Here is a 22317-nt window from a genome sequence, read left to right as displayed (position 1 = left end):
AAACCACCTGAGGTGTGGCTATCCCCATTCAGGCTTGCGTTGTTCGTCGACCAACCAACCCTTCGCCGAACTCCAGGTACTCGCCAGCGGACAGTCGCTGCCGCTCGTCATCGGTGAGCCACCAGACCGCGTCGGTGCTCGGGACCAGACTGATGAGGCTGGATAGCACCTGGAAAGACACCTGCGCGACCATCACTGGATAGGGCCCCAGGTTGCGCACCGACAGTGGTGGAGTACCGTTCAGGTAGATCGCCAGCTGAAAGTACTTGTCGGAGTTGTAGACCGGCAGCGTGACAGCCTTGACCCGCAACTCGCGCCAATCCTTGCCGACCCGCACACGAGCCAGCTCCTTCAGCAGCTCGGCCGTGAGTCGCGGTTTCTTGTCCGGCGTGGGTTTCTCGTGCAGATAGTTGAACAGCCAGAACAACCCCTGCAGGGAGAAGACGTAGCGCACACCGAAGTGATAGTCCCTCTCGACCTCGATCCCCCGTTGGCGCAGCAGCGCCTCATCCCTGACGCCTAAAGCAGGCATATCCGTCTCCAGTCTGTTCCTAGTGGGAACAGGACTCTAAGCCCGCTGCCTGACGGCTTCAAGAGCCGCGGCCAGCTCTTCGATGCGCTGCTCCAGTGCGCTCAGGCGTTTCTTCTCCGCAGCAGCGCCCTGTATCTCTCGTTGGCCGTCCTCGTCCAAGGAGCGGAACAGCTCCAGCAGCGCCGCCTCCCGGGGGCTCATCTCGAAGGCGGTGTACCCATCGGGCACCTCAACTGCCGTCGCCGGCGGTTGCGGCGACTCTTCGCGGCGCATCGGGCCTTCGCCGGTCAGCAGCCAGTCAGCGTGGACACCCAATCGGGTGCATATCATCGTCAGCGCTTCAGCGTTCGGCTCCCTTAGTCCGCTGAGATAGTTCTGCCACGAACGATAGGGAACACCTGATATCTCCGATGCCTCGCTGATCTTGAGGCCCAGGGTGTCGATGACTGTGCGGAGCCGATCTTTTATACCCATTCGTTCACTTTCCACTTGACGCACCCGAATGGGTGCGCAATTATGTTGCCAATCGAGTACATCTTAACCCAGTGGGAACACACGATCATGGCACACAACAGCATCCACATCGAAATCAGCGGGACCGTCGGCGCCGGCAAGAGTGAACTGCTGCGCATCATCGGCGCCCACCTCCAGTCCCTCGGCTTCAACGTCGCCGGCGTGGATGGCGATTTGCAGCATCCGGATTGCTGCACCGATAAGTACGAGTCGTTCGATGGCATCAGGCTGTTGCAGAACCCCAAGCCGTACCCGGTGCTGATCACCGCGCGCGGCCTGCGCGGCGAGGAGTACGAGCAGCGTTTCGCCGGGGAGCGTCTGCTGCCCAAGAAGGACGCCTCGTTCCGCCGCTTCGGCGACCGACTGCTGATCAAGGCCGGCCAATGACTCCCAACCAGATCCGCGCCCGCCTGGTGGAAAAGGGCAGCAGCTTCCGCCAGTTCGCCATGGAGCACGGTTACAACCCGCGCAACGTCACTCAGGTGGTGGCGCGTTGGGCCGGAGAGACGCGACTGCCCAATGGCCGCCAGGCCTTCGCCATCCTCCACGACCTGTCCCTTGAGATCGGCGAGGAGCTGATCCCCGGCCTGCTCAACGACGATGAGCGCCAGAGCCTGAGCCAAACCAGCGCCGGCAACGGCCACCACTGAACGCAACGAGGAGAGAGAGCAATGGAACAGAACCAACTGGTCACCGTCATCAGCGGCGAAATCGGCGGCGTGGAGCAGAGCCTGTGCGATGCCCGCGAGCTGCACGGCTTCCTCAAGGTCGGCCGCGATTTCAGCAACTGGATCAAGGGGCGTGTCGAGCAATACGGCTTCGTCGAGGGCGAGGACTTTTCGCCCGTTTTGGCGAAAAGTACCGGCGGTCGGCCGGGGCAGGAGTACCTCATCACCCTCGACATGGCCAAGGAGCTGGCAATGGTCGAGAACAACGACCAGGGCCGCATGGTGCGCCGCTACTTCATCGCCATGGAGCGCCGGGCGCGCGAGGTGCACGGCAACACCAAGCTCAAGCACAGCGAGCGCATCGCCATCCAGAAGCAGGTGGTCAACCTGCTCAAGGCCCTGGAGGCGGCCACCGCGCACGCCTCGCGCCGTGTGATTCATGCCGCCCTGGCGCAGAACTGCGTGCAGCTCGGCCTGCCGGTGCCGGCCCTGCACGACGTGGGCAGCGACGGCCCGCAGAACGGCGAGCTGTTCCCGCGCAGCCTGTACCCGGTCAAGTAAGGGGCGCGTGTCCGTGTGCATGCAAACCACTCCGTCAGTCGAACGCGGAGCCTATGTCCGGCAACGAACAGGGAGAAACGAGAACATGAAACGCCCCTTGCTAGAGACCCGCCGCCAGGTGATGAGCGCCGTGATCTGCGCCTATCCGGGTGGCCGCGAATGCGCCGCCGCGCTGCTCGGCCTGCAGCTGAAGAAGCTGGACAACGCCGCCTACGAGGCCGCCGGCCACCGCCCGCTGAGCGACGAGCAGGTCCACATGCTCGAGCAGCAGATCGGTACCACCTTCCTGCCGGACTACATCTGCGGCCTGTACGGCGGCGTGTTCGTGCCGATGGCCGACGCCGAGCAGCTGGACAACGTGGCGCTGTACGCCATGGCCATGGATGCCGAGGCCAAGCGCGGCGCGGTGGCCCGGCTGATCGCCGAGGCGCTGGACGACGGCGAGCTCGACGAGGGCGAGCTGGCCGAGATCGTCGCCGCGCACCGCAAGCACATCGCCGCCGAGCACGCGGAGGTGGAAGCCGTCATCACCCTGCACCGGAGGGTTGCGCCGTGAACACCGCCACCGAGCGTAACTACCGCGAGACCCTGGACGCCGCCGCGCTGGGTTACCTGCAGCGGCACCAGGCGCAACACCTGGCCAACGAGCAGCACCTGTTCAACCTGGCCGTGGCCTACCTGATGGCCTGCTACGGCGCCGCCAAGGTGCTGGCGGAGAACACTGTGGCGCGGGTCGTCAGCGAGCTGCGCAGCGGCGGCGAACGGTGCTTCCTGGACGTGTCGGCCAGCACCTGCACCACCGCGGTGATCGTCGACCCGGCCAGCGGCATCAGCCACAGCGTGCCGCTCCACCTGATCTGCCAGCTGCTGCTGGACAACCCCGAGCGGCAGCGCCGCTGATCCACCCCTGAACCACGCCCCTGATCCGCTGAGCGCGGGTTTGGGCAAGTTGCGCCCGGAGTATGGAGTACCCCATGGAAAAGCCGGTTTTCGTCCCGATGCAGATGAGCCAGAGGCATGCCAGCGCGCTGCTGGAGCAGCTGCGGCAGCAGTTCCGCCAGCAGCTGCAGGACCTGTGGTGGTGCGACGACTTCTCGCGCGTTCCGGAGACCCAGCGGCTCAACACCATCATCACTTCCCGCCCGCACATCGCTGCGCAACGGATCGCCATCGGCGCCCTGAAGGCCGCCCTCGGAACCAACCAGTAAGGCAGCAGCATCATGCAGATGAAAGAACGACTCAGGGTTGAGGTGCTGCAGCGCCTGGAGCGTGACTACGGGCTCAAGCACATGGCCGGCACCAACTACATGCGCAAGGGCAAGTGCCCGGCGCACAGCTGCGGGCAGAAGACCCTGTACACCTTCCACGACTCGCCGTGGATGCTGATCTGCGGACGCCAGGAGAAGTGCGGCCACCGGGTGCACATCAAGGACGTGTACGACGACCTGTTCAACGACTGGAGCAAGACCGCGCCGGCAACCCAGGAGAGCCCGAACGCCACGGCGCGCGCCTACCTGGAGTTCGCCCGGGGCTTCCGTCTGGAGCTGATCGATGGCTGGTTCAGCCAGGAGAACTACTGGAACCGCGACCTTGGCATCGGCAGCGCGACCGTGCGCTTCCCCCTGGAGAAAGGCGGCTACTGGGAGCGGCTGATCGACCGGCCGGAGCGCTTCGGCAAGCAGAAGGCGCGCTTCCAACCGGGCGCGAGCTACAAGGGCGTCTGGTGGTGCCCGCCGAGCCTCGACCTACTGGAGGTGGACGAGCTGTGGATCGTCGAGGGGATCTTCGATGCCATCGCCCTGCTGCATCACGACATCGCCGCGGTGTCGATGATGTCCAGCGCGCCGCTGCCGAGCGAGTCGCTCAAGGCCCTGGTGAAGTTGCGCCAGGACGCCGGCAAGCGCCTGCCGCGCCTGGTGTGGGCGCTGGACAACGAGCCGACCGCCCGCGGCAACACCCGCCGCTGGGCGAAGGAAGCGCGCGAGCTGGGCTTCAAGTGCGATGCGGCGCTGATCCCGCAGCGCGGCGGCAAGAAGGTCGACTGGAATGATCTGCACCAGCGGTGGGCCTTCATCGAGGATGATCACGAACGCGCCAAGCGTGTCGAAAGCGATCTCGACGAGGCGCGACATGAAGGAGCCCTGCTGCTGGCCGAGACGCCGGACGAGAAGGGCCTGCTGATGTACGACTGGGAGCCGCGCCGAGAATTCCCGTTCTCGTTCAAGAACCGCATGTACTGGTTCAAGTTCGACCTGGAGCACTACGACCGCACGCTGCGCGACCTCGAGTGCTCGGAGGAGATCGAGGACAAGCAACTCAACGACCGCCAGCGGCGGGAGAAGGCCATGCGCCAGAGCGGCGCGGTGGTGCGCATCGCCAACTGCTACCTGCAGGCGCTCTATTACATGCGCAACGAGCAGACCGACGAGTCCTGGTACTACTTCCGCGTCGAGCGGCCCGATGGCCTGCCGACGGTGAAGAACACCTTCACCGCCGGGCAGCTGGCCTCGGCGCCGGAGTTCAAGAAGCGGCTGCTGAGCATCTCGTCGGGCTCGATGTTCCTCGGCACTGGCCAGCAGCTGGAGCGCTTCCTGGAGCCGCAGCTGGAGCGCCTGAAGACGGTGAACACCATCGACTGGATCGGCTACAGCCGCGAGCACGGCGCCTACGTGTTCAACGACCTGGCGGTGATGAACGGCAAGGTGCACAAGCTGAACGAGGAGGACTTCTTCGACCTCGGCCCGTTGAGCATCAAGAGCCAGAGCCAGTCGCCGGTGCTGCACATCAACCCCGACCTCAGCGGCTACGACGAGAGCTGGTTCGAGGTGTTCTGGCGCTGCTTCGGCGCACGTGGCGTGGTGGTGCTGGCCTGGTGGCTGGGCTCGCTCACCGCGGAGCAGATCCGCCTGGTGCAGAAGTCGTACCCCTTCCTGGAGCTGGTCGGCGAGGCCGGCGCGGGCAAGACGACGCTGGTGGAGCTGTTCTGGAAGCTGGTCGGCCGTACCGAGTACGAGGGTTTCGACCCGTCGAAGGCGACCCAGGCGAGCCGGGCGCGCAACTTCGCCCAGGTGGGCAACCTGCCGGTGGTGCTGATCGAGTCGGAGCGCGAGCAGAAGGACGGCGCGCCGGTGAAGCACTACGACTGGGACGAGCTGAAGACCGCCTACAACGGCCGCAGCGTGCGCTCCACCGGTGTGAAGAACAACGGCAACGACACCCGCGAGCCGCCCTTCCGCGGGGCGCTGCTGATCGCCCAGAACAACCCGGTCAGCGCCTCCGAACCGATCCTGCAGCGGATCTGCCATGTGGGCCTGACCCGCGAGCACCAGACGCCGGAGACCAAGCTGCTCGCCGAGCAGCTGGAGCGCTGGCCGATGGAGCAGCTCAGCGGCTTCCTGATCAAGGCGCTGCAGCGCGAGCACGAGGTGGTGCAGACGGTGACCGAGCGCACCTCGGGCTACGAGCAGGAGCTGCTGGCCCGCCCGGGCATCCGCACGGTGCGGATCGCCAAGAACCACGCGCAGCTGCGCGCCCTGGTCGACGCGCTGGCCCTGGTGGTACCGCTCGGCGCAGAGCGCGCGGCCCAGGTGCACGCCGAGATCGGCCGCATGGCCGAGGAGCGGCAGCAGGCGATCAACGCCGACCACCCGACGGTGCGCGAGTTCTGGGACCTGTACGACTTCCTCAACGGCGCCGCGCCGGGGGAAGGCGGCGCCCTCAACCACTCGCGGCGCAAGGATCTGATCGCGGTGAACCTGAACGAGTTCGTCGAGCAGGCGGCCAACAAGCGGCAGCAGGTACCGCAGCTCAGCGAGCTGAAGCGCCTGCTGAAGACCAGCAAGTCGCCGAAGTTCCTGGAGTCGAACAAGCCCGTGAACTCGGCTCGGGGGGACGCCTACAACACAGCCAAGACCGTCCGTTGCTGGGTTTTCCAGCCGGCCTGACAACCCCACGCTCCGGCGCGGCAACGCCGGGGCGACAACCCCAAGGAGAAGTGCCATGCAGCAGCTCTATGCAGAGATCAAGAAGTCGAGCAAGTACGCGCACCAGGCCGTCCAGGCGCAGCGCCAGGGCATGCCCTACCCGTTCCAGGTGCACATCGAGGACGACAAGGACGGCTACGTTGTCCTCGGCGGCTACGGCGGTCGGTACCGCCTGGAGGACGTTGACCTGTTCGTGATCGACGAGCAGGGCCGCAAGGTCCGCATCAACTGACCCGACGGCGCCGGGAGCGGCAACTCCCAGGCGCCTGACCAACCCCAAGGAGAAGCACCATGCAACACGACAAACAAGCCCTGCTCGCCGCCTGCCAGCGCATCAGCCGCGACATGGAAGAACGCCCGGCCATCCGTGCCGCCGGTCTAGCCGCCCTGGAGCGCCTGGTTCCCGTTGCCCTGCGCGGCACCGGCCAGAGCAGCGTGATCGGCCGCTTCCTGCTCGGCCTGTACAACGGCAGCGAATACCGGTTTGACCTGACCGACTTTCGGCTGCTGGACGGCGAACTGTTCGATGACTGCCTGGCCCTGCTGCGCATGGACAACATGCCCGAGCGCGAGGTGCACGAGTACCTGGCGGACGGCGAGGCGGTCTTCGCCGAGCTGCGCCGGCGCTATGGCAACGGCTGCTGAGCCGGAGAGGAGAAGCACCATGCACAACCTGATCACCCGCTACCGCTGGCCGCTGCTGGCCATGGTCGCCCTGCTGGCCGGGGTGACCTCCGCTTCGGTGGCGATGGCCATCCAGGCGCTGATCGACGACGCCCTGCTGGCCGGCCTGTTCGCCACCGCGGCTGTCGTGCTCGACCTGTTCAAGTACGTGGCCTGGCCGCTGGCCTTGGGCCTGCTGGCGATGCGCCGGGCGCTGTGCGCGCTGCTGATGATGGGCTGCGCGCTGGCCCTGGGCGGGGTGTCCGGCTGGGCGACCTATGACCGGCTGATGTCCTCGATCGCCACCAGCCGCGCCGAGCACCAGGCGCTCCAGGTGCAGCGGCAGGCCGACCTCGAGGAGCTGCGCCGCGCCGATGCGGCACGCATCGAGCAGCTGGACGCGGAGGCGGCTGGCGTCCGCCAGCAGTCCGGCGCGCTGCGCGATCGGGGCATGGTCAGCCGCGCCCTTGAGCTGGAAACCGCCGCCATGGTGCGAATCGACACCGAGCGCGATCGCGCCCTGGCTCGCCGGGATGCGGCCTCGCAGGAGCTGACGGCGCTGCGCAGCCAGCCGGCGAAGGCGGCAGGTCTGCCGCTGGAGATCGCCACGCTGCTGTGCCTGAGCTTCGCCGCGGCGCTGGAGATCGTCCCGGCGCTGATCCTCTCCGCCCTGCGGCCGGCGCCGGCCGCCGAGCGCGAGCCGGAAACCGTCACTGCGCAGCAGGAACGCACCGAGGAACAGGCGGAAACCATCGCTCAGGAACAGCCGGAAACCGCGCAGGACAAGGCGCGCAGCGAGGAAGTCGGGGTGGATTCGGCCCTGCCTGAGCCGTTGCTGCAGCTGATCGCCAGCACGGAGAGCGGAACCAAGATGGCGGTGCGCCGGGTCGCCAAGGAACTGCGGATCGGCAGCGACAAGGCCACCAAGCTGATGCAGAAGGCGGCAGGAATGGGCGTGCTGAACAAGACGGACGCCGGGTACGTGACGGCGTGAGCTGATCACCAGGATCAAGAGAAGTGGCGCCGGGGAGCGGCAACTCCCCGACGCCGAACCAACCCCAAGGAGAAGCACCATGCGAGTACAAGACCCAAGGACTGGCGGCGCAGAGGCTAGCACGAAACCTGAGCGCATTCGCCCGCCCATGGCTCGGATGAGCCTGCAGCACCCGAGCCACTGCGACATCTGCGGCAAGCACCGCTCGAGCAAGAATCACCAGGCCTGTTCGCGCATCCGGCAGGAGCGCAAGAACGCCGAGTGGGCAGCCCACATGGCCGAGCAGGAAGCCGCCCGTACCGCCAAGCAGGAGAAGCGCCGCTATGCACGTTAAACGCACCTTCACGCACTTCCACTTCTGCTGCGGCCTGGGCGGCGGCGCCAAGGGCTTCAACCGTGCCCGCCCGGTGGTCGGCAACCAGCAGGCCGAGTGGCGCTGTCTCGGCGGCATCGATGTCGACCCGGCCGGGCTGCGCGACTTCGAGCGTCTCGCTGGCGTGCCGGGCACCCTGCTGGACCTGTTCACCCGCGACCAGTACAGCCGTTTCCACGGCCAGGAGCCGCCGGCCGGCTGGCGGGAGGCAACGCCCGAGGACATCCGCCGCGCCGCGCAGAACGAAGACCCGAACGCGGTGTTCATCAGCAGCCCGTGCAAGGGCGCCTCCGGCCTGCTGTCAGAGAGCATGAGCAAGACCCCGAAGTACCAGGCGCTCAACGAGCTGACGCTGCGCTGCGTGTGGCTGATGTGCGAGGCCTGGAAGCACAACCCGGTCGACCTGATCGTGTTTGAGAACGTGCCCCGGCTGGCCACACGCGGCCGGCACCTGCTGGACCAGATCGGCAAGCTGCTCGGCCACTACGGCTATGCCGTCGCCGAGACCACCCACGACTGCGGCGAGCTCGGCGGCCTGGCCCAGAGCCGCAAGCGTTTCCTGCTGGTGGCACGGTACTGCGAGAAGGTCCCGCCCTATCTCTACGAGCCGGAGAAGAAGACCCTGCGCGCGGTTGGCGACATCCTCGGTCGCATGCCGCTGGCCGGCGACGTCGAGGCCGCCGGGCCGATGCACCGGGTACCGGCACTGCAGTGGAAGACCTGGGTGCGCCTCGCCCTGGTCGAGGCCGGGAAGGACTGGCGGTCGCTCAACCGTCTGGCGATCGAGGACGGCTACCTGCGGGATTTCGTGATCGTGCCCGAGTACCAGGCGGGCTACCTGGGTGTGCGCGACTGGGATCAGGCGGTGGGTACCGTCGCCGGCCGCAGCAGCCCCACCAACGGCGCATTCTCGGTGGCCGACCCGCGGGCGCCGGCCGAGGCCCTGCAGTACCAGCAGTACGGCGTGCGCCGCTGGGACGAGACCAGCGGGGCGGTGATCGGCGTGAAATCGCCCGGGCAAGGCACGTTCAGCGTCGCCGATCCGCGGCCGGGCATGCGCCGCGTCGCCGGCGATGCCTACCTGACCGGCGGCCACTACGGCGTGGTGGCCTGGGATGGCCAGGCCGGCGCCGTGTCAGCAAGCGCGCGCCAAGACAACGGCCGCTGGAGCGTCGCCGATCCGCGCATGCCGGCGGCCGATGAGCGCCTGACCTGCGTGATCCGCGCCCTCGATGGCACCTGGCACCGGCCTTTCACGACGCTCGAGCTGGCTGCCCTGCAGAGCCTGGTGGACCCGGAGGAGCAGCTGGAGCTGGACGGCCTGTCCGATCAGGCCTGGCGGGAGCGCATCGGCAACGCGGTGCCGCCGGCCGCGGCAGAGGCCATCGCCCACGTAATGGGCACTACCCTGCTGCTGGCCGGCCAGGGCGAGACCTTCATGCTCAGCAGCATGCCGGTGTGGGTGCGGCCGGTGGCGGTGGGGTTGAGCATGGCGCGGCAGGAGGTGTTGTGATGCAGGTGATAAGGAACGCATGGGCCCGGCTGATTGGCGACACGGTCAGCCGCGAGGAGCACGAGGCCGCCCAGGAGCGCATCCGCGCGCTGCTCGAGCTGTCGGCGAACCAGCAGGCGGAGATCATGGACCAGGCGCAGCGCCTCACGTCCTGCGCGGCGATCGCCGAGGCCTACAAGCAGGACCTGCAGCAGTCCTCGGCCGAGGTGGTGCGCCTGCGCGCCGCGCTGGCCAGGGTGAAGGGCGAGCGGGCCGAGTGGCGGGATAGGGCGCTGGGGTACCGGGAGAAGATGGGGATGCAGCGGCGGAGGGGGCGGGGATGAGCACGCCACGCAAGCCGGCCGTCTTCAGCGACTTCGGCACGGTGTGGCGCTGCGACATCTGCGGCAAGCCACGCAGTGCCGGCAAGCACACCAGGTGCTCGGCCGAGCGCAAGAAGAAGAGGGCCGGGCAGTGACGGTCCCCCACCTTCGGCGAGAAGCCATGGCGGGTGTTTCTCGGAAGTGGTGGCAGGCTGGAGGCGGTAGACTGGAGCCGCTGCCATGAACGGTGCGTCCAGCGGCGTGCTCACTTTCGAGGATCTGAAGCGCATCACTGGATACGCCCGCCGGGCAGACGTTGAGCGGGCCCTGCATGAGCAGGGCATCCGCCTGTTCAGGGGCCGCACCGGCCCCTGGACTACCGTGGAGCTGATCAACCAGGCCGGCGGGCTGAAGCCGGCGCCCCAGGAGCAGTACGGCGTCGAGATCCTATGAGGCGAGCCAGGAAGCACAACCCCAACATCCCGTCGCACATCGACCAGGCCGCTATCCCAGCGGCCTGCTTTTTTGATCATCGCGGCAGGGGTACCTGGTACACCCTGCACCGCGACGAGGCCGGACGGCAGCGACGGCAGAACGTGGCGCCGGCCACGGCGACCCTCTCCGAGCTGCACAAGATCATGGAGCTGCGCGACGGCATCGATCGCGACAGCCTCCGTTACCTCTGCGAGAAGTTCCACGACAGCGCCCAGTTCAAGCGCCTGGCGGCCAAGACGCAGGCGGACTACTGCTACAGCCGCGACGCGCTGCTGGCGATCCCTACCCGCATCGGCAAGCCACTTGGCGAGCTGGCCGTGCGCAAATTTACGTCCGCCCTGGTGCAACGCCTGGTGGATCGCATCGCCGACGAGGGGACACCGTCGAAGGCGGCGCACCTGCTCCGCTATCTGCGCCGGGTGATGCAGTGGGGGCGGAACCGCGGCTACCTGGACGCGAACCCGGCCATGGGGATCGAGGCGCCGGTGGAGCGCCGGCAGCGCCGGCTGCCATCGGCGGAGACCATGCAGAAGCTGATCGACCGGGCGCGCGAGCTCGGCCAGTTGAAGCGCGGCCAGCCCGGGGCGTGCCCAGAGTACTTGAGCTACGTGATGGAGCTGGCCTACCTGTGCCGGCTGCGCGGCATCGAGGCCGTCACCCTGACCGACGCCAACGAGCTCCAGGACGGCGTGCTGACCAACCGGCGCAAGGGAAGCCGCGACAACGTGGTGCGCTGGACGCCACGGCTGCGCGCTGCGTGGGACGGCGCCAAGGCCTACCGCGGGCTGATCTGGGAGAGCAAGCGAACCGCGGTACCCACGGCGGCCGACAAGCGCTTCATCATCGTGGCGGCCCACGGCGGCGCGCTGCAGAAGTCCAGCCTGGACACGGCCTGGCAGCGCTTCATCACGACCGCGATCGAGGCCGGCGTGATCACCGCCGAGGAGCGCTTCGGCCTGCACGACCTCAAGCGCCGCGGCATCACCGACACCCCCGGCACCCGCGCCGACAAGCAGCTGGCCAGCGGCCACCGCGACCAGGCCATGCTCGACGTCTACGACCACAGCATCCCGCTGGTCGATCCCTCCTCGAACTGACCCCCATCCCCTACGTAACAGAACGGCCGGAAACCGCATGGACTCCGGCCGAAACCCTGCCTATTGCGTAACAAGAAACCGCGCAAACGCCCGGTTTTGCTGCTGTGAGCAGCGTTCTTGTAATCAGTAGGTCCCGGGTTCGATTCCTGGTGCCGGCACCATATAAATCAACGACTTAGGCTCGCAGCGATGCGGGCCTTTTTTGTTTCTGGGGAATCTGTGCCCCGTTGTCAGGCTGCGCGCACGGCGTGGACCTGGATATCGACGCCGAGCTTGGCACGGATGACGGCAAATATGGCCGCCAGGTTGTCCATGCTGGGATTGCCGCTGGCGGAGAGCATGCGGTGCAGGCTTTTACTGGGTTTCGCAGTTTCGCGGGACAGCTCCTCAAATCCCACGGTAGCGTTGACCAGGTCACGCAGAATCACGCGAGCGGCTTCCGGCTCACCATTCAGGAACAGAGTGGCCGCCTCGTCCAGCAGGGCTTGGGCGAATGCGGGATCACGCTGCGCACGTTCTGCGACAGTTTGTTTGAAGCTGCGGGTGAGAGCCATGGTGGATTACCTCTATCGTTTGGCCGCGCTCTTGCGGCTTTTGTACTCGGCCAGCAGCTCCTTTGCTTGCTTGATATCGGCTTTCTGGCTGGCCTTGGTTCCGCCGCCGAACAGGATGATGAGGCGTTTCCCCTCTTGAACCAGGTAGATCCGGTAGCCCGGCCCCCAGTCAATCCGGTATTCGCCGAGTCCGTCGAACCACTTGATGCTGGAGGTGTTGCCCATCTCCATGCGCACGATGGCCGTGGACACCTTGGCGGCGGCTTGGGCGTCCAAGGATGAGAACCAGCGTTCGAAAGGGCTGGAGTCATCGGAGCGGAGGTATTCTTCGACTGTGATCGTCATGACTCAAAAGGTAACTTATATGTTACCTCTGGGCAACTTGAATTCAGCTTTTAGGCAGTCTGACGTACTGCCGGGTAGTCGCTGGCAGACGCCATCGCGGCGGAAGCGCCGGTACAGGGTTCGGTAGAAAGTTCGGTGCAGAGCGGAAGAAAGGCGGAAGAAACACCGCTGCTGCGCCTGCTCAAGGCGCATCCCGGCCTGACGGCGAAGCAGGCGGTCGAGCAGCTGGGCCTGTTGCAGCGGGCGGTGGAGAAGCCTGCGAGAGGCTCACCCCCGCGTGCCATAAGGTCGCCGATCCGGAATGCAGGCTGGCGGGCGTGAGCAGCGAGCTGGCCGCGCGGCAGGCAGCTGCGCCACCAGCAACAGGCCGAGCAGCGATGCGCTGCCGGTGAGCAGCCAGGTGTAGTGCCAGCCGCCGACGCTGACGGCCAGCCAGCCGGCCAGCGGAGGTGCGCAGAACTGGCCGAGCGCCGACCATTGCTGCATCCAGCCGACGGTGGTGGCGATGCTGCGCTCGCTGGGAGCCAGGCGCACCGCCTGGGCGAACAGGGTGGCGGGGATCAGGCCGCCGACCGCGGAGAACAGCAGGACCGCCGCATAGCGCAGCTGCGGCAGTTCGGCGCTGGCCGGGGTGAAGGCGCCGAAGGTGCCCAGGCTCATGCAGAGGAAGCCGATGCCGAGCAGCAGGCGGGCGGACAGGCCGCGCTGCAGCAGCAGCCCGGCTGCCAGGTTGCCGAGCACGTTGGCCGCCGAGGCCAGGGCGGTCAGCGCGCCGGCCAGGGCGGTGCCGATGCCGGCCTGGGCATAGATGGACGGCAGGAAGCCGATCACCGTCAGCCACTGGCTGGCATAGGCGGCGAAGAGCAGGGCGAGCAGCCAGGGGCCGCGCGCGGTGAGGGTCAGGCGCAGGCGTCCCAGCCATTCGGCGAGCGCGTCCGCGCCGGCATGGGCAGGGGCCTTGGGCGGGTCGGCCGGCACCCGCCGCCATACCCACAGCAGCATGCCGAGCGACAGCAGCGCCAGCGTCCACCACCAGCCTTGCCAGCCGGACGAGGCCATCACCCATGGCCCGCACAGCAGGGCCAGGGCGGTGCCGCTGCCCATGTAGCAGCCCCACAGGCCCAGCCTGAGGTTGAGCTGCGCCGGGGCGACCAGGCGGCGGATCAGACCCGGGGCGGGCAGGGCGACCAGCAGGAAGCCGCAGCCTTCCAGCGCGCGCAGCCAGAGCAGGTCGGACGCCTCGCGGGCCCAGCCGCCGAGGGCGCTGACGCTCGCCAGCAGCGCCAGGCCGCAGAGGATGCTGCGGCGCATGCCCAGGTTGTCGGCGGCCAGGCCGATCAGCAGGCCGAGGCTCATGCCGGCCAGTTGGACCAGCGAGAGCAGGAAACCGGCCTGGATCAGGCTGAGGCCCAGAGCCTCGCGCAGCACGGGCAGGGCGGGCGGCAGTTTGCCGACATGCATGGCGGCGACCATGCCGGCGGCGAGCACCACGAGATCGGGCGTGAGGATGACGCGCCTCATGGGAGGTCCTTCTTCTTGTTGTTCTGGGGGCTGCCGGGCAGGCAGCGCCGGACACGCTCCGGGAGCGTCCGGGTCCGCAGGACATGTACCACAAAGCGGCGCGGCAGGGCGATGACGGCCAGGGCGCGCAGCAGGTTGCCGCACAACGGAAGTGCGCACCCCGCCCGTCGACGGTCACGCGACGGTCAGCGCGTCCAGCTCAAACACCACGCTCATCGGCTTGCTGCCGCTATGGCTCTGGTAGTTCACCTTGCCGTAGTAACGGAACGGCGCCGCCTTGCCGTTTTCCAGTTTGTTGTCCCGCACAAACAGGTGCAGGTCGATGCCCAGTGCCGCGTGGTGGATGATTTCCTTGCCGCGCTTGTTGTCGGGCGCCGTCTGGTTCTGCGTCTGCCAGTGGAAATGCTGCTCGTCGATCCAGTGATCTCGATAGCGCAGGTCTTCGGCCTTGCCCTGCTTGTTCAGGGTGACCAGCAAAACATGGGCATTGCGCTCGCCGATCACCACATGCCCGCTGTTCCAGTTGCCAGCATTGAACTCGACGCCGAACAGCGGCGGGATTTCCTCGCGCATGAAGCGTTGGCCGACCTGCATTTGCAGCGGGTCGATGACCGCTTTCAGGCGGGCGAAGGTGCGCAGCTGTTCCCGTAGTTCGTCGCTGACCAGAATGTCGGCATAGTCGGGGTTGTTGGCGCGCAGGCGGTATTGGCCGTTGGCGTCCTTGAGGACTTTGCGCAGCAGGTATTGGTTGTCGCCGGATTCGTCCTGGCGCTCGATGGCCACGGTTTCACCGGTGATCTTGCCGGCGTTGTCGCTGCCGATCACTTCCAACAGCAGGTAATCGCCGTCTCGGATTGGGCTCTTTCCACCGTTCATCGAGTTGCCGGAAGCGCGGGCGAGGAAGTGGCGGGACGGGTCGAGGTTGCCGTATTGCTGGCCGAGCGCGCGGTATTCCTCGTAGTCGGCGCGGCTGGTGCGGAAGTGGCCGCAGGCGATTTTCAGGCTGGGGAAATAGGCCAGTTCCACCTGCTGTGGGTGGCTCGGTAGCTGATGCACGTTGTCCGGGATTGGGGCCGTGCGTGCGGCGTAGGTGGTCAGGCGGTAGTCCACCAGTTCCTGCACCATATCTGTCAGCGGTGCGATGGCCGTTTCAGCGACGACGAGATTGCCGATAAACAGGCCTTCCTCGACGCTGAAATAGCGGCCGCCGGTCCAGGCGTCGATGGGGTTCTTTTTCCAGTATCTCAGCCAGTCTCCAGGCATCTGCTTCGCGCCTTGATATTCCTCGGGCAGATCGCCGAGCAACGGGCGGCGGCGTTGCAGCACTTGCCAGGAGCGCTCGGTCAGTTGTGCGAGTTCGACAGCTTCGCGCCAGCCGTCCAGTTCCTGAAAGGCTTCGAGCAGGACCATCTTGTAGCTCTTGGTCATCGCGGTGGTTTCCAGCTCGCGCAGGAAGTCGCCGTGTTTGGTGATGAGCTGACGCTCGATCTGTGGCAGTTCGGCTTCCTCGCTGGCGATCAGGGCGAACCAATGGCCATGCTGGCGGCGCATGTCCGGCAGGCTGGCGCCCGAACGGTAGAACTCGGTCAGGCTGGGGCGGCGGCCGAGCACTTCGCGCAGGCTGCGGTAGTCGCTTTGCACGCTGGCGCTGTCCAGCGACTTGAGGAAGTCGATGAACTGCAGGTCGTAATTGACGAAGCAGCCTTCCGGCAGCTCCAGTTGGCCCCGTTCCGCCTTTCGACCGAACTCGGCCAGTTGGCGGTGGTTCATGCTGCGGTTCATCAACGCCATCGGCTTGTGCAGGAAGCTCTGGTGGTTGGCGACGAAGTCGAGCACCACCAGCTTGTCCTTGCCGTCCGCCTTGCGCAGGCCGCGGCCGAGCTGCTGCAGGAAGAGAATCTTCGACTCGGTGGGGCGCAGCATCATCACCGTGTCGATGCTCGGCAGGTCGACGCCCTCGTTGAACAGGTCGACGGAGAACAGCACCTGCAGCTGGCCGGCGCTCAGTTGCTCCAGCGCCTCGCCGCGCGACAGCTGGGAGTCGGCGTACACCGCCGCCGCCCGCACGCCCTGCTTGCGGAAGTAGTCGGCCATGAAGTCGGCGTGGCGGGTGGAGACGCAGAAGGCCAGGGTGCGCTGCTGGGCATGCAGGCGCCAGGTGCTCAGCGCATGGCGGGCGCGGCCGAGGGTGGCCAGCTTGTTGCCCAGCAGCTCGGGATCGAAGCGGCCATTGCGCCAGGGAATGGCCTGGTAATCCACGTCGCTGTCGAAGACGCCGTAGTAGTGGAAGGGCACCAGCAGCTTTTCCGTGACGCCGCAGAACAGGTCGCTTGCATAGACCAGATTGTCGTCGCACAGGGCGAGGATGTCGGCGTTGTCGGTACGGTCCGGGGTGGCGGTCAGGCCGAGCAGGAAGGCCGGGGCGAAATGCTGCAGCAGGCGGCGATAGGTCGGCGCCGAGGCGTGGTGGAATTCATCGACCACCAGGTAATCGAAGTGCTGCGCCTTGAAGCGCTGCAGGTGCTCGGCCTTGCCGAGGGTCTGCACCGAGGCGCAGAGGATGTCGACCTGGTTGTCGCGTTGCTGGCCGCGGTAGAAGCCGATGCTCGCTGTGGGTTGGATGCGCGCGAAGGTCGCCGCCGCCTGGTTGAGGATTTCCTCGCGGTGGGCGACGAACAGCACCCGCCGTGCGCCCATCTGCTTGACGTCGAAGGCGGCCAGCCAGGTCTTGCCGAGGCCGGTGGCCAGCACCACCAGCCCGCGCAGGTAGCCTTCGGCGCGGGTGGCGCTGAGCGCCTGCAGCGCCTCGCGCTGCACCTTGCTGGGCGTCGGTGGCGGTTCGCTCTCGGTGCTGCCCGGTTCGAAGGATTGCGTCGGTTGGATGCGGCGCTGCTCGTAGGCGTCGATCCAGGCGTCGCTGAGTAGCGTGCTGCGCGGGTGGGCGAACAGCTCGTCGAAACGCCGGCGGGCTTCCAGATAACCGTCATCGCCGGGGTAGTCGATCCGGTAGTTCCACTCCAGGCCCTGCTGCAGTGCCAGTCGACTGATATTGCTGGAGCCGATAAAGGCGCGTCCCCAATCCTGCCCGCTGAACAGATAGGCCTTGAGGTGGAAGCTGCTGCCGCTGCTCTGGTAGACGCGCACTTGGGCGCCTTGTTCGGCCAGCAGCATCAGCAGGCGCAGGGCCTCCGGATCGGTGACGTCCAGATAGTCGCTGGTCAGGATGCGCACCTGCGCCGGCGGCAGCTGGGATTCGCTGCGTTGCAGGGATTCCAGCAGGTCGGGCAACAGCAGGCGCAGGCCGGTGGTCTTGATGAAGGCGACCGCCATGTCGACGCGGTGTGCCTGATGGATGGCGGCGCACAGGTGCGGCAGGAACGGGTGCTCGTCGCCGCCGGTCACCAGCTTGCTGGGCGCCTTGTGCAGCAGGGCGTTCAGCCACTGCTCACTGCGGCCGGGGCGCTGGTCCGTGCTGGTCCAGCAGTGCGTGCGGGTCAGGCCGGGCAGCTGCTGGGTCCAGGCGGCGAGGCGCGCTTCGTCGGCATCGGTGAAGTGGCGTTCGTGGTGCAGGCGCTCGCCGCTGCCCAGCTTGAAGCTGCAGTACAGCACCCCGCCGGGCTTGAGCGCGCGCCACAGGCGGGCGAAGGCGTCCGGCAACTGGCTTGCCGGCACATGCAGCAGGCTGGCGCAGGCCCAGATGCCGTCGTAGCGCTCGACTTCGTCGACCTCGGCGAAGCGCCTGACCGGCACGGTCTGGCCGAGCAGTCGGCTGGCGTGCTCGGCCAGCGGCGCGCTGGCGTCGAAGGCGCTGACCTGATGGCCGAGTCGCTGGAAGGCTAGGGCATCGCGCCCTGCGCCGCAGCCGGCGTCGAGGATGTGGGCGCTGGCCGGCAGTTCGGCGAGGAAGGGCGCATGGAGCGCCTGCATGTCCACGTCCTGGGTGTCGGCGATGAACTGCTGGGCGTTGCGGGCGTAGTAGGCGTCGGTGCTACTCACTGAAGAACTCCGATTGCGGCCGGCTGGCCGAAAGGGGGCAGATCAGGAGTGCGCAGCGGTGCCGACGTCGAGCATCGGGAAGCTGAGGCGAAGGGACCATCCCTGAGGTACCACGGTCTGCCATGAGGAGCGCTACCTTATGCCAGCCCTCTCGCAGGGGTAAAGACGGTGTGGTCCTGGGGATTGAGGTAGCGGCGCCGAAACAGCGGCCAGTCGCGCGGCGTGCGGCGCTTTCCGGCGCGTCCGGCCCCCGGTCGGGCGAGCGGGCACGCAGCGGGGGCGCGACCTATGCTTGCTGGGCCGCCGGCCTGCTCGAGGAGAGGCTCCATGCGTATCGATCGTCGTTTCAGCGCCATCCTGCTCGCCTGGCTGGCCCTCGGCGGCTGGCCGCAGCCGGGCGCTGCCCAGGCGGCCACGGAGGCCGCCAGCGCCGCGCCCGCCGCCGCGCCCGCTGCCGCGGTGTTCCGCCAGGAGGAACTCGACCAGATGATGGCGCCGCTGGCGCTGTATCCGGACGCCCTGCTGGCCCAGGTGCTGATGGCCAGCACCTACCCGGGCGATGTCGCCGATGCGGTGGCCTGGTCGAAGGCGCATCCGAAGGCCAGCGGCGACGACGCGGTGCGTCAGGTCGCCGAGCAGCCCTGGGATCCCAGCGTGCAGTCGCTGGTGGCCTTCCCGGCGGTGCTGGTCACCCTCGGCCAGGATCCGGCCTGGGTGCAGCGGGTCGGCGATGCCTTCCTCGCCCAGCCCGGCGAGGTGATGGATTCGGTGCAGCGCCTGCGCCGCCAGGCGCAGGCCGCCGGCAACCTCGAGTCCAACGAGCAGCAGAAGGTCACCGTGCAGAGTGCGGCAGAGGGCGGCCCCACCACCGTGGTGCAGGCGCCGCCGGCCGGGCAGACCATCATCATCGAGCCGGCCGACCCGCAGGTGATCTACGTGCCCAGCTACAACCCGAGCGTGGTCTACGGCAGCTGGCCCTATCCGGCCTATCCGCCGGTGTACTACCCGCCGCCGCCCGGCTACTACTTCGGCTCGGCGCTGGTGGCCGGCCTGGGCTTCGCCGCCGGCGTGGCGATCATCGACTCGATCTGGGGCGACTGCGACTGGGGCCACGGCGACATCGACATCGACGTCAACCGCTACAACAACATCAACCGCAACAACCAGATCAACGCCAGGCAGAACAAGTGGCAGCACAACGCGGTCAACCGCGACGGCGTGCCCTACCGCGACAACGCCAGCCGCGAGCGCTACAGCCAGCGTCTGCCCGGTGCCGAGCAGCGCGACGCGCTGCGCGGCCGCGAACCGGCGCGGGGCGCCGAACGCGAGCGCGCCCGCCAGACCCTCAGCCAGCGCGGCATCGAGGCGCCGGCCACCAGCAACCGCGAGGCGCGCGAGCGGGCGCAGGTCGCCGACCGCGAGATGCGCAGCCAGGCGCAACGGCCCCAGCGCGCGGAGGCCGGCGCCCAGCCGCGCCAGCGCACGCAGAGCAGCACGCAGGCCCGCCAGCAGGCGCGCCAGCAGTACGCGAGCAGCCCGGGCACGCGCGACAACGCCTTCGCCGGGGCGCGCGAGCCGGCGCGCTCGCGGGCCGTCGCCAACCGCGGCGAAGCCAGCCGGGCCTCGGCCAGCCGGCCGCGGGCGGAGCGCGCCAGCCGTCCGGTGCAGCGCTCGGCACCCAGCAGGCCGGCCCGCAGTGGCGGTGGCGGCGGCTTCCGGCGTTGACCAGGAGACATCCCATGCATCCGCTCTTGCGTATCTGCCTGCCGGCGCTGCTGGCCCTGCTGACCTGGGAGGCGCGCGCCCAGCAAGCCTTCGCCACCCCCACCGCTGCCGTCGATGCGCTGATCGCCGCGCTGGGCACCGAGCACGCCGATCCCCAGCGCATGGCCGCGCTGCTCGGCGACGACTGGCAGACCTTCATCCCCACCGATGACATCGAGCGCAAGGACGTCGACGCCTTCCTCGCCCTCTACCGCGAGCAGCGCACCATCCGCCTGGCCGACGAGGCGCGTGCCAGTCTGGTGGTCGGCAACACGCCCTGGACCTTTCCGCTGCCGCTGGTCCACGGCCGGGACGGTTGGCGCTTCGATCCCCGGGCTGGCGGCGAGGAAATCCGCGCGCGGCGCATCGGCCGCAACGAGCTGGCCGCCATGCAGGCGGTGCGCGCCTACCACGACGCCCAGATGGACTACGCCGAGGCCGACCACGACGGCGACGGCGTGCTCGAGTACGCGCAGCAGTTCATGAGCAGCGACGGCCGGTACGACGGCCTGTACTGGCCCGACGAGCCGGGCGTGCCGCAGAGCCCGCTCGGCCCGCTGTTCGGCGACGAGCTGCCGGACGGCGAGTGGCAGGGCTACCGCTACCGCATCCTCGACGCCCAGGGGCCGTCGGCGCCGGGCGGCGCCTACGCCTACAAGATCGGCGCCGACATGAGCCGCGGCTTCGCCCTGATCGCCTGGCCGGCGCGCTACGGCGACAGCGGGGTGATGAGCTTCATGATCAGCCATGACGGCCTGGTGTTCGAGAAGGACATGGGGCCGGACGGCGCCAAGCTCGCCCTGGCGATGCCGCGCTTCGATCCCGACAGCAGCTGGCACGAGGTGAAGGAGGCGGAGCTGGCGCAGCCTTGAGCGCGCTGTCCCGCGGTCGGCCCCAGGGGCGGTAGACTGCCTGTCTCCGCCTCGCGAGCCGCAGCATGTCCGACCACGACCACGACCACGACCACGACCACGACCACGACCACGACCACGGCGCGACTTCCCGCGCCGACTACCACCGCGCCCACCAGGCCCGCGCGCGGGCCGAGGCCGAGCGCCTGCTGGCGGCGCGCGAGCAGCTGGGCGCGCGCTGGCTGAGCTGGGTGGCCGGGGAGCTGTATGCGCTCAGTCCGCCGCACTACGCCGGCATGGTGCGCCGCGAGCTGCAGCGCCTGCAGGAGGGCGACGCCTAGTCGCCGCCGCCCTCGCACAGGTCGCGCAGCAGGCGCGCATCGAGCAGCGCGTGGTGGGGAACCTCCTCGGGCGGCAGTACGGCCAGCGGGTCGTCGACCTGCCGGCAGCCCAGCACGTTGCCCGGCAGGCCCGGCGCGCCGAGCAGGTCGAGCAGCAGCGGCCAGTCCCAGGCCAGCGCGTCGCCGACCACCTCCACCGCGCCCAGGCCGGCGAGGAAGGCGTGCAGCGCCGCGCGGGCTTCGGCGCGCGGACGGCCGTGCGTGGCGAGGTCGAGCTGCGGCAGGACGACCTCGACGACGAAGTCCGAGCAGTCGGCTTGCTCCCAGCCGTCGCTCAGCTCGACGTAGAACTCGGCGCCGTCGGCCGCCACCAGGGCCAGGGAGATCAGCCGCCGTTCGGCGCTGAGCTGGGTGAACTCGGTGTCGATGTACAGCGTGCGCATGGTTGCCTCGTTCGTCCGTGTCTCGGGCTGGCAAGTCTGGACCGGCGTGGCGCCGGCCGCCAGCGCCTCAGCGCAGCAGTTCCTCCACCAGCAGCCACAGCGCGGTGGCGGCCAGCAGGCCGGCCATGCTCAGGTTGAACAGGCGCAGCGCCCAGTCCTGCTGCAGCCAGTGGCGCAGGCGTTCGCCGCCCCAGGCCCACACCGCGATGCACGGCAGGTTGACCATGAGCGCCAGCAGCGCCATGGCCGCGGCGGCCGGCAGCTGGCCGCCCTGCGGCAGGAACAGCACGCAGGCGTTGAGCACCATGATCCACGCCTTGGGGTTGACCCACTGGAACAGCGCGGCAGCGACGAAGCCCATCGGCCGCGCCGTCTCGCGGCGGCCCGGAGCACCGGCGCGCGCCAGCTTGAGCGACAGCCACAGCAGGTAGGCGCAGCCGGCCACCGCCAGCGCCGGGCGCACCTCGCCGAGCCAGCCGGATATCTGGGCGAACAGCGCGGCGCACAGCAGCAGTTGCAGCGAGCAGCCGAAGGCGATGCCGAGCATGTGCGGCAGGGTGCGGCGGAAGCCGAAGTTCACCCCGGAGGCGGTGAGCATGATGTTGTTGGGGCCGGGGGTGATCGACATCACTCCCATGTAGCTGGCCAGGGCGAGGGCTTCGAGCATGGCGGGCTCCTGCGGTTGATCCATGGCAGTCCATGCTAGGCACTGGCGGTGGATGGTGACAGACTCACGAAATCGCTTTTGTCATGGTGACAGAGTGGCCGTCAGGGCAACTGTCACCATGCCTCGCCCACTCCGCTGTCA

Annotated in this window: 27 protein-coding genes; 19 read left to right on the top strand and 8 right to left on the bottom strand. The window is 68.1% G+C overall.

The genetic code is table 11. The annotated features are described in order from the left end of the window. Window positions 1-28: 28 nt before the first annotated feature. Both RA210_RS16895 and RA210_RS16890 read right to left on the bottom strand, forming a co-directional pair. Window positions 29-532: a hypothetical protein gene (locus RA210_RS16895; protein WP_201487367.1), complete on the bottom strand. Its 504-nt coding sequence runs from the start codon at window positions 530-532 to the stop codon at window positions 29-31. Between the two features lie 36 nt (window positions 533-568). Further along, the gene (locus RA210_RS16890) at window positions 569-1006 is read right to left on the bottom strand and encodes a helix-turn-helix domain-containing protein (protein ID WP_201487366.1); all 438 of its coding nucleotides are present in this window, start codon (window positions 1004-1006) and stop codon (window positions 569-571) included. An 87-nt stretch (window positions 1007-1093) separates the two neighbouring features. Here RA210_RS16890 and RA210_RS16885 point away from each other — a divergent pair, with 87 nt between their 5' ends. From RA210_RS16885 to RA210_RS16810, 16 genes are all read left to right on the top strand, one after another. Continuing rightward, entirely contained in the window at window positions 1094-1432 is a 339-nt protein-coding gene (locus RA210_RS16885; protein ID WP_201487365.1) for a hypothetical protein, read from the top strand. Continuing rightward, window positions 1429-1695, top strand: a complete 267-nt coding sequence (locus tag RA210_RS16880; RefSeq protein ID WP_201487364.1) for a hypothetical protein — start codon at window positions 1429-1431, stop codon at window positions 1693-1695. The genes RA210_RS16885 and RA210_RS16880 overlap by 4 nt, the downstream gene beginning before the upstream one ends. A 21-nt stretch (window positions 1696-1716) precedes the next feature. Further along, window positions 1717-2274, top strand: a complete 558-nt coding sequence (locus RA210_RS16875) for an antA/AntB antirepressor family protein (RefSeq protein ID WP_201487363.1) — start codon at window positions 1717-1719, stop codon at window positions 2272-2274. Between the two features lie 85 nt (window positions 2275-2359). Next, complete coding sequence (locus RA210_RS16870; protein ID WP_201487362.1) at window positions 2360-2830, top strand: YmfL family putative regulatory protein; 471 nt, start codon at window positions 2360-2362, stop codon at window positions 2828-2830. Then, entirely contained in the window at window positions 2827-3174 is a 348-nt protein-coding gene (locus RA210_RS16865; RefSeq protein ID WP_201487361.1) for a hypothetical protein, read from the top strand. The genes RA210_RS16870 and RA210_RS16865 overlap by 4 nt, the downstream gene beginning before the upstream one ends. A gap of 74 nt (window positions 3175-3248) precedes the next feature. Then, complete coding sequence (locus tag RA210_RS16860; protein WP_201487360.1) at window positions 3249-3482, top strand: hypothetical protein; 234 nt, start codon at window positions 3249-3251, stop codon at window positions 3480-3482. Window positions 3483-3500: 18 nt separating this feature from the next. Next, window positions 3501-6218 carry a toprim domain-containing protein gene (locus RA210_RS16855; protein ID WP_201487432.1) on the top strand — a complete coding sequence of 906 codons (2718 nt, stop codon included), beginning with the start codon at window positions 3501-3503 and terminating at the stop codon, window positions 6216-6218. Window positions 6219-6273: 55 nt separating this feature from the next. Further along, complete coding sequence (locus tag RA210_RS16850; RefSeq protein ID WP_136490243.1) at window positions 6274-6489, top strand: hypothetical protein; 216 nt, start codon at window positions 6274-6276, stop codon at window positions 6487-6489. Between the two features lie 59 nt (window positions 6490-6548). After that, window positions 6549-6902, top strand: a complete 354-nt coding sequence (locus RA210_RS16845; RefSeq protein WP_201487359.1) for a DUF7673 family protein — start codon at window positions 6549-6551, stop codon at window positions 6900-6902. Window positions 6903-6921: 19 nt separating this feature from the next. Further along, window positions 6922-7914, top strand: coding sequence for a hypothetical protein (locus RA210_RS16840; protein WP_201487358.1), 993 nt, complete (start codon window positions 6922-6924; stop codon window positions 7912-7914). Window positions 7915-8071: 157 nt separating this feature from the next. Continuing rightward, window positions 8072-8248, top strand: coding sequence for a hypothetical protein (locus RA210_RS16835; RefSeq protein ID WP_305956056.1), 177 nt, complete (start codon window positions 8072-8074; stop codon window positions 8246-8248). Next, on the top strand, window positions 8238-9800 hold the full coding sequence (locus RA210_RS16830) for a DNA cytosine methyltransferase (protein ID WP_136490239.1): 1563 nt from the start codon (window positions 8238-8240) through the stop codon (window positions 9798-9800). The genes RA210_RS16835 and RA210_RS16830 overlap by 11 nt, the downstream gene beginning before the upstream one ends. Next, window positions 9800-10123 (top strand): hypothetical protein, encoded by a 324-nt coding sequence (locus RA210_RS16825; RefSeq protein ID WP_136490238.1) that lies wholly within the window; start codon window positions 9800-9802, stop codon window positions 10121-10123. Before RA210_RS16830 ends, RA210_RS16825 begins: the two co-directional genes overlap by 1 nt. After that, window positions 10120-10257 carry a hypothetical protein gene (locus tag RA210_RS16820; RefSeq protein WP_168772523.1) on the top strand — a complete coding sequence of 46 codons (138 nt, stop codon included), beginning with the start codon at window positions 10120-10122 and terminating at the stop codon, window positions 10255-10257. The genes RA210_RS16825 and RA210_RS16820 overlap by 4 nt, the downstream gene beginning before the upstream one ends. Window positions 10258-10342: 85 nt before the next feature. Further along, complete coding sequence (locus RA210_RS16815; RefSeq protein WP_136490237.1) at window positions 10343-10555, top strand: DUF4224 domain-containing protein; 213 nt, start codon at window positions 10343-10345, stop codon at window positions 10553-10555. Continuing rightward, window positions 10552-11694: a site-specific integrase gene (locus RA210_RS16810; protein ID WP_201487357.1), complete on the top strand. Its 1143-nt coding sequence runs from the start codon at window positions 10552-10554 to the stop codon at window positions 11692-11694. Before RA210_RS16815 ends, RA210_RS16810 begins: the two co-directional genes overlap by 4 nt. Window positions 11695-11924: 230 nt before the next feature. Here RA210_RS16810 and RA210_RS16805 read toward each other — a convergent pair whose 3' ends face one another. From RA210_RS16805 to RA210_RS16790, 4 genes are all read right to left on the bottom strand, one after another. After that, on the bottom strand, window positions 11925-12248 hold the full coding sequence (locus RA210_RS16805; RefSeq protein WP_136490235.1) for a helix-turn-helix domain-containing transcriptional regulator: 324 nt from the start codon (window positions 12246-12248) through the stop codon (window positions 11925-11927). A 12-nt stretch (window positions 12249-12260) separates the two neighbouring features. Further along, complete coding sequence (locus RA210_RS16800) at window positions 12261-12593, bottom strand: type II toxin-antitoxin system RelE/ParE family toxin (protein ID WP_201487356.1); 333 nt, start codon at window positions 12591-12593, stop codon at window positions 12261-12263. A 267-nt stretch (window positions 12594-12860) separates the two neighbouring features. After that, a complete protein-coding gene (locus RA210_RS16795) occupies window positions 12861-14114 on the bottom strand; it encodes an MFS transporter (RefSeq protein WP_136490234.1) in 1254 nt (417 codons plus the stop codon). Window positions 14115-14288: 174 nt separating this feature from the next. Then, the gene (locus RA210_RS16790; RefSeq protein ID WP_201487355.1) at window positions 14289-18110 is read right to left on the bottom strand and encodes a DUF3427 domain-containing protein; all 3822 of its coding nucleotides are present in this window, start codon (window positions 18108-18110) and stop codon (window positions 14289-14291) included. A gap of 327 nt (window positions 18111-18437) precedes the next feature. On the opposite strand from RA210_RS16790, the gene RA210_RS16785 reads away from it, so the two are divergent. From RA210_RS16785 to RA210_RS16775, 3 genes are all read left to right on the top strand, one after another. Further along, window positions 18438-19835, top strand: coding sequence for a DUF3300 domain-containing protein (locus RA210_RS16785; protein WP_201487354.1), 1398 nt, complete (start codon window positions 18438-18440; stop codon window positions 19833-19835). A 14-nt stretch (window positions 19836-19849) separates the two neighbouring features. Beyond that, the gene (locus tag RA210_RS16780) at window positions 19850-20746 is read left to right on the top strand and encodes a DUF2950 domain-containing protein (protein ID WP_201487353.1); all 897 of its coding nucleotides are present in this window, start codon (window positions 19850-19852) and stop codon (window positions 20744-20746) included. 65 nt (window positions 20747-20811) lie between these two features. Further along, the gene (locus RA210_RS16775) at window positions 20812-21066 is read left to right on the top strand and encodes a hypothetical protein (RefSeq protein WP_201487352.1); all 255 of its coding nucleotides are present in this window, start codon (window positions 20812-20814) and stop codon (window positions 21064-21066) included. Here the strand turns inward: RA210_RS16775 and RA210_RS16770 are convergent. Both RA210_RS16770 and RA210_RS16765 read right to left on the bottom strand, forming a co-directional pair. Next, window positions 21063-21509 (bottom strand): 3'-5' exoribonuclease, encoded by a 447-nt coding sequence (locus RA210_RS16770; RefSeq protein ID WP_201487351.1) that lies wholly within the window; start codon window positions 21507-21509, stop codon window positions 21063-21065. The genes RA210_RS16775 and RA210_RS16770 overlap by 4 nt on opposite strands. 67 nt (window positions 21510-21576) lie before the next feature. Further along, entirely contained in the window at window positions 21577-22176 is a 600-nt protein-coding gene (locus tag RA210_RS16765) for a LysE family translocator (RefSeq protein WP_201487350.1), read from the bottom strand. Window positions 22177-22317 lie beyond the last annotated feature (141 nt).

This window comes from Pseudomonas sp. OF001 (genome assembly GCF_904426495.1).
Lineage (GTDB): Bacteria > Pseudomonadota > Gammaproteobacteria > Pseudomonadales > Pseudomonadaceae > Geopseudomonas.
This window is presented reverse-complemented; position numbering and strand designations above follow the sequence as displayed.

What these genes read in the sequence shown, in the direction of transcription:
- RA210_RS16895 (WP_201487367.1), bottom strand. Translation starts at nt 532, where the DNA reads ATGCCTGCTTTAGGCGTCAGGGATGAGGCGCTGCTGCGCCAACGGGGG.
- RA210_RS16890 (WP_201487366.1), bottom strand. Translation starts at nt 1,006, where the DNA reads ATGGGTATAAAAGATCGGCTCCGCACAGTCATCGACACCCTGGGCCTC.
- RA210_RS16885 (WP_201487365.1), top strand. Translation starts at nt 1,094, where the DNA reads ATGGCACACAACAGCATCCACATCGAAATCAGCGGGACCGTCGGCGCC.
- RA210_RS16880 (WP_201487364.1), top strand. Translation starts at nt 1,429, where the DNA reads ATGACTCCCAACCAGATCCGCGCCCGCCTGGTGGAAAAGGGCAGCAGC.
- RA210_RS16875 (WP_201487363.1), top strand. Translation starts at nt 1,717, where the DNA reads ATGGAACAGAACCAACTGGTCACCGTCATCAGCGGCGAAATCGGCGGC.
- RA210_RS16870 (WP_201487362.1), top strand. Translation starts at nt 2,360, where the DNA reads ATGAAACGCCCCTTGCTAGAGACCCGCCGCCAGGTGATGAGCGCCGTG.
- RA210_RS16860 (WP_201487360.1), top strand. Translation starts at nt 3,249, where the DNA reads ATGGAAAAGCCGGTTTTCGTCCCGATGCAGATGAGCCAGAGGCATGCC.
- RA210_RS16855 (WP_201487432.1), top strand. Translation starts at nt 3,501, where the DNA reads ATGAAAGAACGACTCAGGGTTGAGGTGCTGCAGCGCCTGGAGCGTGAC.
- RA210_RS16850 (WP_136490243.1), top strand. Translation starts at nt 6,274, where the DNA reads ATGCAGCAGCTCTATGCAGAGATCAAGAAGTCGAGCAAGTACGCGCAC.
- RA210_RS16845 (WP_201487359.1), top strand. Translation starts at nt 6,549, where the DNA reads ATGCAACACGACAAACAAGCCCTGCTCGCCGCCTGCCAGCGCATCAGC.
- RA210_RS16840 (WP_201487358.1), top strand. Translation starts at nt 6,922, where the DNA reads ATGCACAACCTGATCACCCGCTACCGCTGGCCGCTGCTGGCCATGGTC.
- RA210_RS16835 (WP_305956056.1), top strand. Translation starts at nt 8,072, where the DNA reads ATGAGCCTGCAGCACCCGAGCCACTGCGACATCTGCGGCAAGCACCGC.
- RA210_RS16830 (WP_136490239.1), top strand. Translation starts at nt 8,238, where the DNA reads ATGCACGTTAAACGCACCTTCACGCACTTCCACTTCTGCTGCGGCCTG.
- RA210_RS16825 (WP_136490238.1), top strand. Translation starts at nt 9,800, where the DNA reads ATGCAGGTGATAAGGAACGCATGGGCCCGGCTGATTGGCGACACGGTC.
- RA210_RS16820 (WP_168772523.1), top strand. Translation starts at nt 10,120, where the DNA reads ATGAGCACGCCACGCAAGCCGGCCGTCTTCAGCGACTTCGGCACGGTG.
- RA210_RS16815 (WP_136490237.1), top strand. Translation starts at nt 10,343, where the DNA reads ATGAACGGTGCGTCCAGCGGCGTGCTCACTTTCGAGGATCTGAAGCGC.
- RA210_RS16810 (WP_201487357.1), top strand. Translation starts at nt 10,552, where the DNA reads ATGAGGCGAGCCAGGAAGCACAACCCCAACATCCCGTCGCACATCGAC.
- RA210_RS16805 (WP_136490235.1), bottom strand. Translation starts at nt 12,248, where the DNA reads ATGGCTCTCACCCGCAGCTTCAAACAAACTGTCGCAGAACGTGCGCAG.
- RA210_RS16800 (WP_201487356.1), bottom strand. Translation starts at nt 12,593, where the DNA reads ATGACGATCACAGTCGAAGAATACCTCCGCTCCGATGACTCCAGCCCT.
- RA210_RS16795 (WP_136490234.1), bottom strand. Translation starts at nt 14,114, where the DNA reads ATGAGGCGCGTCATCCTCACGCCCGATCTCGTGGTGCTCGCCGCCGGC.
- RA210_RS16785 (WP_201487354.1), top strand. Translation starts at nt 18,438, where the DNA reads ATGCGTATCGATCGTCGTTTCAGCGCCATCCTGCTCGCCTGGCTGGCC.
- RA210_RS16780 (WP_201487353.1), top strand. Translation starts at nt 19,850, where the DNA reads ATGCATCCGCTCTTGCGTATCTGCCTGCCGGCGCTGCTGGCCCTGCTG.
- RA210_RS16775 (WP_201487352.1), top strand. Translation starts at nt 20,812, where the DNA reads ATGTCCGACCACGACCACGACCACGACCACGACCACGACCACGACCAC.
- RA210_RS16770 (WP_201487351.1), bottom strand. Translation starts at nt 21,509, where the DNA reads ATGCGCACGCTGTACATCGACACCGAGTTCACCCAGCTCAGCGCCGAA.
- RA210_RS16765 (WP_201487350.1), bottom strand. Translation starts at nt 22,176, where the DNA reads ATGCTCGAAGCCCTCGCCCTGGCCAGCTACATGGGAGTGATGTCGATC.